The organism is Acetobacter tropicalis (genome assembly GCF_001580915.1).
Lineage (GTDB): Bacteria > Pseudomonadota > Alphaproteobacteria > Acetobacterales > Acetobacteraceae > Acetobacter > Acetobacter tropicalis.
This window is the reverse complement of the sequence record NZ_LHZQ01000221.1, coordinates 124369-136418: the sequence shown is the minus strand read 5'-3', so window position 1 is coordinate 136418 and position 12050 is coordinate 124369. Positions and strand designations below refer to the sequence as shown.

At 58.8% G+C, this 12050-nt stretch carries 13 protein-coding genes; 6 read left to right on the top strand and 7 right to left on the bottom strand.

Annotated features, from left to right (window positions below):
• Window positions 1–180 precede the first annotated feature (180 nt).
• Both hemF and AD944_RS14650 read left to right on the top strand, forming a co-directional pair.
• Window positions 181–1095 (top strand): oxygen-dependent coproporphyrinogen oxidase, encoded by a 915-nt coding sequence (gene hemF, locus AD944_RS14655; protein WP_035379288.1) that lies wholly within the window; start codon window positions 181–183, stop codon window positions 1093–1095.
• 126 nt (window positions 1096–1221) lie between these two features.
• Entirely contained in the window at window positions 1222–2358 is a 1137-nt protein-coding gene (locus tag AD944_RS14650; protein ID WP_145912827.1) for a hypothetical protein, read from the top strand.
• Here the strand turns inward: AD944_RS14650 and AD944_RS14645 are convergent.
• From AD944_RS14645 to AD944_RS14630, 4 genes are all read right to left on the bottom strand, one after another.
• Window positions 2323–3015 (bottom strand): Smr/MutS family protein, encoded by a 693-nt coding sequence (locus AD944_RS14645; protein ID WP_373317188.1) that lies wholly within the window; start codon window positions 3013–3015, stop codon window positions 2323–2325. The genes AD944_RS14650 and AD944_RS14645 overlap by 36 nt on opposite strands.
• 11 nt (window positions 3016–3026) lie before the next feature.
• Window positions 3027–4445: a cytochrome-c peroxidase gene (locus tag AD944_RS14640; protein WP_035379459.1), complete on the bottom strand. Its 1419-nt coding sequence runs from the start codon at window positions 4443–4445 to the stop codon at window positions 3027–3029.
• A gap of 127 nt (window positions 4446–4572) precedes the next feature.
• Window positions 4573–5421 carry a DNA-methyltransferase gene (locus tag AD944_RS14635; RefSeq protein WP_006560133.1) on the bottom strand — a complete coding sequence of 283 codons (849 nt, stop codon included), beginning with the start codon at window positions 5419–5421 and terminating at the stop codon, window positions 4573–4575.
• Window positions 5418–6098: a Tim44/TimA family putative adaptor protein gene (locus tag AD944_RS14630; protein ID WP_006560134.1), complete on the bottom strand. Its 681-nt coding sequence runs from the start codon at window positions 6096–6098 to the stop codon at window positions 5418–5420. Before AD944_RS14630 ends, AD944_RS14635 begins: the two co-directional genes overlap by 4 nt.
• 176 nt (window positions 6099–6274) lie before the next feature.
• Between AD944_RS14630 and AD944_RS14625 the strand changes: the two genes are divergently transcribed.
• Together AD944_RS14625 and secB are read left to right on the top strand one after the other, a co-directional pair.
• Window positions 6275–6793 carry a histidine phosphatase family protein gene (locus tag AD944_RS14625; protein WP_045542361.1) on the top strand — a complete coding sequence of 173 codons (519 nt, stop codon included), beginning with the start codon at window positions 6275–6277 and terminating at the stop codon, window positions 6791–6793.
• A 375-nt stretch (window positions 6794–7168) separates the two neighbouring features.
• Window positions 7169–7666, top strand: coding sequence for a protein-export chaperone SecB (gene secB / locus AD944_RS14620; RefSeq protein WP_035379461.1), 498 nt, complete (start codon window positions 7169–7171; stop codon window positions 7664–7666).
• A gap of 96 nt (window positions 7667–7762) precedes the next feature.
• Here the strand turns inward: secB and AD944_RS14615 are convergent, their stop codons facing one another.
• The 3 genes from AD944_RS14615 to AD944_RS17115 form a co-directional block, all read right to left on the bottom strand.
• The gene (locus tag AD944_RS14615) at window positions 7763–8548 is read right to left on the bottom strand and encodes a uroporphyrinogen-III synthase (protein WP_082741220.1); all 786 of its coding nucleotides are present in this window, start codon (window positions 8546–8548) and stop codon (window positions 7763–7765) included.
• An 81-nt stretch (window positions 8549–8629) separates the two neighbouring features.
• Entirely contained in the window at window positions 8630–9700 is a 1071-nt protein-coding gene (gene hemC, locus AD944_RS14610) for a hydroxymethylbilane synthase (protein WP_045542362.1), read from the bottom strand.
• A gap of 82 nt (window positions 9701–9782) precedes the next feature.
• Window positions 9783–10049, bottom strand: coding sequence for a hypothetical protein (locus tag AD944_RS17115; RefSeq protein ID WP_162096765.1), 267 nt, complete (start codon window positions 10047–10049; stop codon window positions 9783–9785).
• Here AD944_RS17115 and tsaD point away from each other — a divergent pair.
• On the top strand, window positions 10027–11106 hold the full coding sequence (gene tsaD / locus AD944_RS14600; protein ID WP_248845823.1) for a tRNA (adenosine(37)-N6)-threonylcarbamoyltransferase complex transferase subunit TsaD: 1080 nt from the start codon (window positions 10027–10029) through the stop codon (window positions 11104–11106). The genes AD944_RS17115 and tsaD overlap by 23 nt on opposite strands.
• On the top strand, window positions 11103–11924 hold the full coding sequence (locus AD944_RS14595; RefSeq protein WP_045542363.1) for a 23S rRNA (adenine(2030)-N(6))-methyltransferase RlmJ: 822 nt from the start codon (window positions 11103–11105) through the stop codon (window positions 11922–11924). Before tsaD ends, AD944_RS14595 begins: the two co-directional genes overlap by 4 nt.
• Window positions 11925–12050 lie beyond the last annotated feature (126 nt).

Below are 12050 nucleotides of genomic sequence, written 5' to 3'. Positions count from 1 at the left end.
GCCACCCGCTCCTCCGTACAGGAAGGCCGAGACCTGTAAAAGCAATGATCTGCGGTACCAGCCTTTACAGAGCCACCGTGTTTAGCGATGAACAAGCTGATCTTGCAATGATCGCCAAGAAAGCGCACCCCTAGGGAAACCACCAGAAAACCCTGCGTGTGAGAGGATACAAGACCCAGCATGATTCCGACCAAAGCTGATTCCGTTCCAGCCCATAATGCCCTGAAGGGTGAAGCCCGCACCTGGTTTGAAACCCTGCGGGACAGGATCTGCGCTGCGTTTGAGCAGATTGAGGACGAGGCCGTGCAGAAGGGCAGCCCCGTTCTGGCCGGACATGAAAAGGCAGGCCGCTTTGAACGTAAAAGCTGGGATCGGCTGAATCAGGATGGCACACCCGGCGGTGGCGGCGTGATGGGCCTGATGTATGGGCGTGTGTTTGAAAAGGTGGGTGTGAACGTTTCCACTGTAGAAGGCACATTCAGCCCGGAGTTTGCCGCCACCATTCCCGGTGCTTCAGAAGATCCGCGCTTTTTTGCCACAGGCATCAGCCTTGTGGCCCATATGTGCAGCCCGCTAGTGCCTGCGGCCCATTTCAACACCCGCATGATCATCACGACACAGGGCTGGTTTGGCGGCGGCGGAGATATCACCCCCATGTTTCCGGCGTCCGAGGACGCCATTGATGACGCTGCCCGGTTTCATGCCGGTTTTGAGCAGGCCTGCGCCAAACATGATCCGGAATATTATCCGCGCTTCAAGGCCTGGTGTGACAAGTATTTCTACCTGCCCCACCGCAATGAACCCCGTGGTCTGGGCGGCATTTTCTATGACCGGCTGGATAGTGGCAACATTACCGAGGACTTCGCGTTCACCAAAGATGTGGGCCTTGCCTTTCTGGAAACTTATCCGGAAATCATCCGTGGCCGCATGATGGAACCCTGGACGCCTGAACAGCGTGATGCCCAGCTTGTCCGCCGTGGCCGGTATGTGGAATTCAACCTGCTGCATGACCGCGGCACCTTGTTTGGCCTGAAGACTGGCGGCCATACGGAAGCCATTCTGATGAGCATGCCGCCTGAAGTAAAATGGCCCTGAGGGTCAGCCCTGATTTTGCCGTGTTGCATTTTTAAAAGAAGCTGGCGTGCAGCGGGCCTTTTCCCTGACCGCACCGCGCCTGCAAACAATGGTCCAGTGTCTTAAGGCTAAGGGGGATTTTACAACGTGCCAGGTCGAAAGCAGAAAGAGCAGCCCGAACAAAACACCACCCTCTCCCGCAGGATGATGATGGCGGGGCTGCTCTCGGGCTTTTACTCTTTTGCTCGTCTGCCAACTGCCCGCGCCGCCGCCGAACCCCCAACTCCGCTGATCGTTGCCGGAGTGGCGGATAGCCAATGTGGGCAATGGGCCTCCCTGCTTGCGCCTATTCTGGCAGATGAACTCCAGTATGCCTCTCCCTTTCCCTTAACCACCACCACGGGATGGGACGGCGTGACCGGGGCGAACCTGTTTGAAACCCAGCAGGAGCAGGCCTTACCCCCCGCAGGCGTGATTGCACCGGGCACGGCCATTCTGGCGGCGTTGGCGGGAGATAGCCGTGTTCATTATGATTATCAGCGCTGGGTTCCCACCTTTTTAAGCCACCAGTCTACTGTTGTCGTGGGCAAGGCCGCGCTGCATCGGTCTGTTGCCAGTATTCTCAAGGGGCAACCGCTACGGGTTGGGGTTTCCCGCTATACCGGGCCAGAACTTCCCACACTGCTGGCTCTTGATCTTCTGGGCCTGCGGCCTCTTCCTCTCCCCGGTTTTGGCACGGCGGAAGCCGCCTTACAGGCTTTGAGAGCAGGCACGGTCGATGTGATCCAGCTTCCCTTTGATGTCGATTTTTCAGGCCGTATGGCTGCCCTTCAGGAAGAAGGGTTTCTGCCCCTGTTTTCCAATGCGCTCCCTAATAGCCCCTTTCTGAGGCAAGGTCTGCCGCTGGATTTCACTACGGTTTTTGCACAGGAACGCCACCGCGCGCCAAACGCGCTGCTGTATCAGGCATGGGCCGCTACCGCTACCGCCACGGCTATAAAGGCCGGATTGATGCTGCCTATCCTCTCTCTACCGGCCACGGTGGCGCAATGGCGACATGCCTGCCAGAAAGCCGCCGCCACGCATGATCTGCGGGTACATGCACGGGAAGAAAATCAGATCATGCTCACGGGCACGGTCTGCGCCAGCACCTACGCAACCATGATGCCCGATCTGAGCGTTATGCTTGCCCTGCGGCGCTGGCTGGCTTTCAATATGCCGCGCTGGCGAGATACCGCCGCCCGGCCCCTAAGCCCTGCGGCGGCGCAGCAACACGCGGACTGAGCCCTTGTTCCCCGCATGGGGGTAGGACAGGCCAAGCACCCGGCCGCGAATTTCCGGGCGAGCCAGCCAGTGGGGCAGTTCACGCCGCAAAATGCCGCCCTCCTGCCCGGAGCCAAGGCCAGTGATAATTTCCACACATCGCAGGCCCCGCACCTGCGCAACATCCATGAATTCCATCAGCCGCCGGAACGCTTCCTGCACAACCAGCCCATGCAGGTCCAGCCGCCGCTCTACCCGCATGTCTCCCTGTGAAAACGTACGCCAACTGTAATTATCCACGCCGGGATAGCGCTTCCCAATCTCTTCCGTAGGGTGAGGCGCATGCTGCACCCGCACGGCGGGTTGGGCGGGTGGCACAAACAGGGGCACATCAACGGTACGCATCCGGCGCTTGCGCGGCAGAGGCCGAACAGACGCAAGCGGAGGCACTTCACTCGCCGCTTCAGCCGTAGCGGGTGTTTCCCCTTCGGCTTCCGCACTGGCACCGCTTCCATGCAACGGCACAACATCCCGCATGACGTGGTACCACAGCGTCTTTTCCTCTTCCTGTAACCGACGCCGCTTCACCACACCCTTGTCTCCCGTTATCCGCGTGCGACCCCATAAAAAAAGCCCGCCTGCAAGTCTATCACCTGCGGGCGGGCCTGTTTCAAGCAAAGAACCGGATATTACTTGGCCATATCAGCCAGAGAACGACCTTCATATTTACCGGTCAGTGTTTTCAGGAACGCCACGATATCCGAAACATCCTGATCTGTAATGTCATGATCAGGCGTCTGATAACGGGCCATCTTGCGCACAGCCTCATCAAGCGTCTTGGCGCTACCATCATGGAAGTATGGTGCGGTCTGATCAATGTTGCGCAGGGTGGGCACCACAAAACGGAAGCGGTCATCATTATTGTGGGTTACCGCGTAACGCCCCTCATCTGCGTCCGTCACCTTGCCGCCACGGTCTTTGAAGTAATCTCCTTCAAGCCCCATTGCCTCATACGCACCACCACCAAGAGCAATGCCGCTATGGCAGCCGGAGCAGCCAATGCGTTTGAAAGTTTCATACCCACGTTTGGCCTGATCGTTAATGGCTGTGGCATTGCCTTTCAGATACTCGTCAAACGGGCTATCCGGCGTGACCAGCGTTTTTTCAAACTCGGCAATGGCAGTGGTGATCGTGTTCTGATCAATGCTGGCATTTGGCCCAAAAGCAGACTGGAACAGTCCCGCATAGTCCGGATTCGCCTGCAATTTGGCAGCCACACCCGGCCAGTCGTGTGAGCCCATTTCAACCGGGTTCATAACAGGTCCAGCCGCCTGTGCGGCCAGATCCGGTGCTCGGCCATTCCAGAACTGCGCCATTTTGAAGTAGGCATCATAGACCGTCGGCACATTGATGGGGCCTTTCTGGCCGCCAATGCCCGTGGCCGTTGTCAGATGATCCACACCGCCATGGTTCAGATCATGGCAGCTTGCGCAGTTCAGCGTGCCATCGCCAGAGAGGGTTTTGTCAAAAAACAACTGGCGGCCCAAGGCTACCTTGGCCGCATCCACCGGCACGCTTTCCGGAACCGGTCGCACAGGTTCGCCTGCAAATTTCTCGGCAGCCCCGGTGTCCGCATAATATTTGCGGCGGGTTTCTTCCACCCAGTGTAGAATGGACTGGCGTTCAGCATCAGACAGATGCGCATGCCAGTGCATCAGCAGGTACATGCTGGGAGGCATGCGGTTCTGGGTAATAACTTCCTCAATACGGGAAAGCTGTTCTTCCGTTGGTGGTTTGCCCTGATCAAAAGCTGCCAGCACCGGCTCTATCCGGAAATGGCGCAGACCTTCATGCAGGTCTTTTTCCATCAACTGGTTGGCAACGGGCAGTTTGAAGTAAAAAGGCAGATCCCGGCCCGTAGCGTGGCAGTAGTCACACCGCGCCTCACGCAAGGCATTGAACGCGGCCAGAGCAACAGGGTCCTGCTTTGTTGGAGACGTGGCGGGCAGTTCAGGCGCTGTCACATGGTCGAAATGCGTCAAAAACGCAATTGTCCCGCCATAAGCAAGAACACCCGCCCCGACCAGAGAAGCTATCAATCTACGCAACACCAAAACTCCTGATGATTTTTCAAATAATGCTGGAAAAGCTTTTATTCGTTCTCATCAGGGTTGTGTTTGATACATATCAAACAGTCAAATGGATTATTTTTATCAGAATGATGAAAGTTTTCGATCATCCTTCTTCAGTGCAGAGTTGATCCTCTTCCAGCCGCCTGCGGGCGATGGCCACATAATCCGCATCAATCTCAATTCCCACGCCCCGGCATGCCATCCGTTGGGCTGCCAGAAGTGTGGTGCCGGTGCCCATGAACGGATCAAGCACACGGGCCTCTTTCCGGCCATGCAACAGAATGCACTGTTCTGGCAGTGCTACGGGAAACGTGCCGGGATGATCAAATTTTTCAGCCCGGTCCCGCACGGTTTCATACGGGATGAACCACGCATCCCCCCGGCATCGGCGGTCCTGTTTGTGGCCACGCCGCGCAATGTTGGATTTATCCTTATACGGCACACCCGCCGTCAGGCGGTCCAGCATCACATCCCCGTTCAGAGTAAAGTGAAACAGGTGCTCATGCCCGCGGTGCAGATACCGTTTGCTGTTCATGGGCTTGAAGTGGCCGAAGCTGTCTTCCCCCACCGAAATGGATTTGACCCACGCAATATGGTTTTGCAGCACAAACAGCGAGCGCAGCCGTACCGCCAGTTCAAACGGCAGCCACGGCTGAGCGGATGATCCTGAAATATTGAGGAAAAACGAGCCATCAGGACGCAGTACGCGCTGCAACCCTGCGGCTACCTCCATCATCCAGTCCAGATAATGGGCTTCTTCCTTGCGGTCCGGATAACTGCGGTAAGACAGGCCAATGTTATAGGGTGGAGAGGTTACCACCACATCCACTGAATCCGCCTGCATGCGCCGCAGAACGCGCAGACAATCCCCACGCACAATTTCCTGCTGCCCAACCTTGTAACGCCGTGACCGAATCGGCGCGTCAGGCTCAGGCCGTCCTGATGCCTTCACGCACTACGCGCCGACGCCAGACGCCAGCTGCTACCAGCCGTTCCCAGCAGACGCTCGAAGGTCCACAGGTCTGAAAATTCTGTCACGGCATCCATGCCGCTGATTGGCTGACCATCTGCCCCCAGAACAAGGCTAATCTGGTCAGACACAATGCGCACATCCACAGAAGCACCCACCCCAACAGCCAGTGGGGTCAGGCGGACATCTTCAATGCCCAAAGACCGAATCGTCTTGATCTCGGTCCGCTGCTTTTCCCCGGCAGCCTCACGGGAGGCAATGGCGGCTTCAAAAGAGGCATAGACAGCAGGGGTCAGTCGGTTTTTCAGCGTTGTGCGATCACCTTCCGCAAATGCTGTCACCACCTGCCGGAAGGCTGTCTGCACACCGGCCAGAAACTGCTGCGGCGTGAAGGACGCATCCTGCGCCCGAATATCGGCCAGCAACTGCCCTACGCGGGTTCCGGCAGCCGGAATATCATACTCCACCGCCTGTTCCTGCGGCACGGCTTTGCCGTCAATCACCACACCAGCCGGATCAGGCCGGGGTGCTACAGGCATGGGTGCAGGCTGAATGCCAACCCGCCGCCCCAGAACACTGCGCAGCCGCAGAGCCAGAAAGGCCGCCACAAGGGCAAAAAGAATCAGATCGACCGGGAAGTGGCCGAAGGAAAAATCCATCTTTCACATGTCCATTTTCTACGTGGCCGCCCCTTTGGCGCGGTGCACTCAGGAACTGGGCTTTCTTTACACATAGACAAGCCCCCTGCCTGTTACAATGAGCAGCCCGTATCACGCAGCCTTAATAAACGCTGCGCCCTTGCGAAAACCCCTGTTTTCTCACTATCTGCTAGAACATGATCATTCTGCGGCATTGCGAAAGCGAATTCAACCGGCTCTACACCCTGACAGGGCGAGACCCCGGTGTGGCGGACCCCTGCCTGTCTGCTCAGGGGCGCGAGCACGCGCGCCAACTGGTGCACGAACTTGCGGGAGAACACATTACCCGCATTCTGGTCTCCCCTTTCACTCGCGCGCTGGAAACGGCGGCTCCCATTGCCAAAGCGCTGGGCATTACGCCGGAGATCACACCGCTGGTACGCGAACGCGGCATGTATTCCTGCGATGAAGGCTCTCCCGCCTCTGCCCTCTGTTCTGCATGGCCCCGGCTTGATTTTGCGGGTCTGGACGAAATCTGGTGGTCTGACCTGCCGGAAAGTGACCGCCATCTGCAAAGCCGGGTGCAGCGTTTCCGCTCCTTCATGGCGGCACAACCGGCCAGCGGAGAAACACTTGTTGTCTCGCACTGGTGGTTTCTGTTGGGCCTGTGCGGGGACAGTCTGGAAAATGGGGACTGGCGGCACGAGCACCTTTGATCAGGCCAGCAAGGCCGCTTTAGAGCGTGCCCTCAGTTAACCCGTGACGATACTGACAAGAGAGCAGTTGAAAAGTCTGCTCCATAACCCGGCAGAGGATTTTCACGTTAAAAAATAGTTTTTAATGCCCCCTGCAGAGCGAAGACATTAAGCCCCGGAAGTCACCCGTTCCGGCATAAAAAGGCCTGCGAGATTGATCAGGCAGACTTTGAAACAGCCACTTAGTCGCCGCTCCGCGCTCTTTTCCCCTTGCGAAGAACGGCAGGAAGTGCCCTCTTTGTCTGGCCCATGGCCATTCGGACGGTTGGCGAAGGAACCCCATCATGCTACCGCCGAACATCTGAGTATGACCTGACAAGAAAGCTGTTTTTTTCCATGTCTGAATCTGACCAGTCCACCCCGCCTGCTCTCCCGCTGGCCATTAACCTGCAATACACGCGGGATCTGTCCTTTGAGGTGCCGGTAGGGGCAGAAATTTTTGCCACCCTGCGCTCTCAGCCCAACATTGCCGTGAACATTGATGTGCAGGCCAACCGCCTGCAGGATGATCAGGCCGTGTATGAAGTGACACTCGCCATCAAGGCAGAAGCCAAGGAAGCGCCGGAACAGGAAGGTGGCACGCCTGGCCGTACCGTCTTTATTGCTGAACTGGCCTACGCTGCCGTTGTGACCCTGACCAACCCGCCGCAGGAACTCATTGAGCCCATGCTGCTGGTTGAAGTGCCGCGCCTTATCTTCCCGTATGCCCGTAACATCATCAGCGATGTCACGCGTGATGGCGGCTTCCCGCCCATCGTGCTGCAACCGATTGATTTTGTGGCTCTGTGGCAGGCCAAGCGCGCTGAATTCCCGCAGACTGCTGGCAACGCCTGATTACACAGTGGAAACGGGGAGCACACGCTTCCCCTCCACACACAAAAGGCTTTCAGGCATCTGCTTGAAAGCCTTTTTTTAATGGGACCAGTGCCCCTAGCCGCGCTTCCCCAACAAATGCAGTAGCGCCGCAGCATTAGGATGATGTGCCACACGCACATCCTGCCATCCTGCGTGACGCAGAATATCTTCCGCTGCTTCAGACATCACAATCCCGGTTGTGGCTGCCGCATATTTCCGTAGGGCCACGGGTAACGCTCTCAGCCACCCGCGCGCGCTCTCGGCAGAAAAGAAGAGAATGTGGCTTATTACCTTCTTCCTCAGCGCTGACTGCACTTCTACGCAAACTTCACGCACGGACTGCGCCTTATAGGCCACGCGGCGGACGACACGGAACCCGGCGTGCCTGAGATCAGCAGCCAAAGCCATTCCCTGCCCCGCGCCTGAAAGGAGCAGCAGCAATCCGGCCTGAGGAGGCAGCGCTTTACGAAGCAAGGCGGCCAAGGCTTCAGCATCACCCTGTGCACTGAACACGCATGTAAACCCGGCGGCTTGCGCGCGCTGGGCGGTGCGATCTCCTACCGCATAAACAGGGATGTCTGGCGAAACGGCCTCGCGCGCTGCGGGCACCGCCTGCCCACTGGTAAGCACCACAGCCGCGAACTGTCCGCGCAAAGGCCGTACTGTTCGCGCCTCAATATCCAGAGAGGGAGAAGCATACGCCTTCCAGCCTGCCGCCTCGACCGCATGCATGGTCTCGGACAAGCCGGGTTCGGGCCGTGTCACAATCACACCATGGGCCACGTGAGGAGAGACATTGCCTACCTCCCCACGGTTTAAAACAGAAACGTGTTTTTCGTGCGCTGCCGTCTGAAACCGCATGCCCTCCGGCTTACGATTACGAGAACTCCTAATTTTACCAGCCTTTTTCCGTGAAGAAGAGGCTGTCAAAACACAGCCTCCTCATTCCGCAAAAATATCAGCCGGACTATCCGCCCGCAGGCTTTTGCCAAGTTCATACCCCAAACGGGCAGCATCTTCCGGCGCGCCGCTAATAGCCCGCTTGAGCAGGAAGGACCCATCCTCCCGCGCCACAAGGCCTGTCAGGTGCAGTTTGGGTTCTTCCCCCGCCACAACGGGAATAAGCTGCGCATAGCCGCCGATGGGGGTGCGGCAGGACCCATCCAGTTCGGCCAGCAACGCGCGTTCGGCTGTGGCCACGGCGCGAGCTTCATAATCCTCAATGGCTGCCAGCAGCTCGCGCAGCTCAATATCGTCTTCACGCACCGTAACGCCCACAATCCCCTGCCCCGCAGCAGGAACCATTACGGTGGGATCCAGCACAATATCTGCGCGCTCCGCCATGCCCAGACGGCGCAGCCCGGCCAATGCCAGCAACGTGGCCTCGCACTGATGGGCGGCAAGTTTATCGATTCGCGTCTGCACGTTGCCGCGCAGCAGCCCAAATTGCAGGTCTGGCCGCACATGCAGCATCTGCGCCTGCCGCCGCACGGAGGCGCAGCCAATCAGCGCGCCCTGCGGCAGAGCGGAATACGGATCATCCGGATCTGTCTGCACAAGATCAGGACCCAAGATCAGCGCATCACGTGCGTCTTCGCGCTTCAATGTGCAGGCCAGCACCAGACCGGGCGGGAGATCGGTTTCAAGGTCTTTCAGGCTATGGACGGCAAAATCAATCCGCCCATCGGAAAGGGCTTCATGAATTTCCTTGGCAAACAGACCCTTACCGCCAATTTCAGCCAGCCGCCTGTTCTGCACCTGATCGCCCGTGGTGTTGATCTGGTGCTCCTGAAACGCACCCATATCACGCAACACCGGGCAGAAGCGCGTAAGCATGGTCAGGAACGCGCGCGTCTGAACCAGCGCAAGGGGAGACCCGCGGGTTCCAACACGGAGGGGCAGATGACGGCGGGCAGCGTGCCCTGCTGTCTTTTTCTGGCGGGCCGCCGCTTCAGCCGCAACTTTCTGCAGCGCGGACGAGGGGGCGGATACGGAGGGGTAGGCTGAGTCCATGAGTTGTGTCTATTACCGGGAACGATGAAAGGACAAGCAGCCATGATGCCCGGCAGGTCTGAAAACTTTGCGCCCCCGGTGGCTACACCGCCACGCCACGCGACATTCCGGCCACGCAACGCTTTGCCAGCCCTTTATACGGCACATCTGAAAAATACGGGAGAGACCTCGCCACAAAGGCTTCTGGCATCCCGCCGAACAGCGCGACCATACCATAATCCTCACATGTCTCTTCCCCGGCATATCCTGAAAAAACCATGAACCTTTCAAATTCAGCCTCTGAGCACAGCATGCCTGACCCTACTTCCAGCACACACGCCGCACCCATGCCGGGGCCAGTGCTCGCCATAGAATCTTCCTGTGATGAAACCGCCTGCGCGATTCTCTCCACCAGCGGAGAGTGCCTCGCCCAACGGGTTGTGTCTCAGGACGGTCATGCAGATTTCGGGGGGGTGGTGCCAGAAATTGCCGCACGCGCCCATCTGGCTCTGCTGCCGGGACTCGTGCAGGCCACCTTGCAGGATGCGGGCCTCACACCCCAGCAGGTCGGGCTGATTGCCGCCAGCACGGGGCCGGGGCTGATTGGGGGGCTGATTGTTGGCAGCGGTTTTGCCAAGGGCATGGCGCTGGCGCTGGGCAAGCCTTTTGTGGCGGTCAACCATGTGGAAGCGCATGCCCTGACAGCCCGCCTGCCTGGCCTTGTGCCCGGTGGCGCGGCCTTCCCCTATCTGCTGCTGCTTGTTTCCGGCGGCCATTGTCAGTGCATTGCCGTGGAAGGGGTAGGCCGTTACCGCAAATTGGGCGGCACGATTGACGATGCTGCGGGCGAGGCGTTTGACAAGGTTGCCAAAATGCTCGGCCTTGGCTGGCCTGGTGGCCCGGCGCTGGAAAAACTGGCACGGGAGGGAGACCCCACGGCCATTCCGCTCCCGCGTCCCCTCATGGGCCGCGAAGGCTGTGATTTCTCGTTCTCCGGCCTGAAAACAGCCATTGCGCAGAAACTGGCCCCATATGGGCAAGCTCCCCTCCCCCGCCAGTTTGCGGCGGATCTGGCTGCCTCCTTCCAGCAGGCCGTCGCCGATGTGGTCGCCAACCGGATGGAACATGCCCTGCGCATGATGCCTGAAGCCAGACTGCTGGTTGCCGCTGGCGGTGTTGCCGCCAATACGGTGCTCCGTGCCCGGCTGGAAGATGTAGCCGCCCGGCACGGTTTGCAGTTTGCCGCCCCACCCCTGCGCCTGTGCACGGATAACGCCGTGATGGTGGGCTGGGCGGCACTGGAAACCTGCCGTGAAGCCGCCGAACGCGGCCTGCCACAGCCCGACGACGCAGCCCTTCGCCCTCGCCCCCGCTGGCCGCTGGAAGACATGGCCGCCCGCTTTGCCCCGCAGGATATCCCAGCATGAATTATCGCCACGCCTACCACGCCGGAAACTTTGCCGACTGCATGAAGCATGCGCTTCTGGTGTCACTGATTGGCAGTTTTCTGCGCAAACCCACGCCCTTCATGGTGCTGGATACGCATGCGGGTATCGGCCGGTATGATCTGCGCTGCGAGGAAGCCGAAAAAACACAGGAATGGCGGACCGGCATCGGGCTTTTGACGGAGGAAGGACCTGACAGTCCGCTCGCGCCGTGGCTGGATCTGGTCAGGAAAGCAGGCGGCCCGGAGATGTATCCCGGTTCACCCCTGCTGGTCTCCATGATGCTGCGGGAGCACGATCACCTGATCTGCTGCGAAAAACATCCCGAAGACAAACGTAAACTCTATAGCATCTTTACCCGCACCCCGAATGTCACCGTGCATGAGCGCGATGGGTATGAAGCCTTGCGGGCTCTCCTCCCGCCGCAAACAGCCAAACGGGGCCTTGTGCTGATTGACCCGCCATTTGAAGAGCCCAACGAGTTCGCACGGCTGGAAAACGCCGTGCAGACCATTCAGGCCCGCTTCTCCAATGGGATGATCGCCATCTGGTATCCCATCAAACATCGGACACCCGTACGGGCGTTTCATATGGCGTTGCAGGATGCTGGGGTGCGAGACATTCTGGCGGCAGAACTGCTGATGCGCCCTCCGGTTGATCCGGACCGCCTGAACGGCTCCGGGCTGCTGGTTATCAAGCCGCCCTTTGGCTTTGCCGAACAGGCGAAAGCGCAGCTTGAACGGTTAAAAACCCGGCTTAACGCGCATGAATGGTCTGTTACGCAGATTGTGCCCGAATAGGACCGAAAGCCTCAGAGGCCGCCTGCTCTCCCCCGTTGAAGGCAGGCGGGAGTTTCCAAAGCAGAAGGGCCTCGGCAGAAGTCAGATACACTGTAACCAACGCAGCCTTCTGCCGTCCGGGGCCTC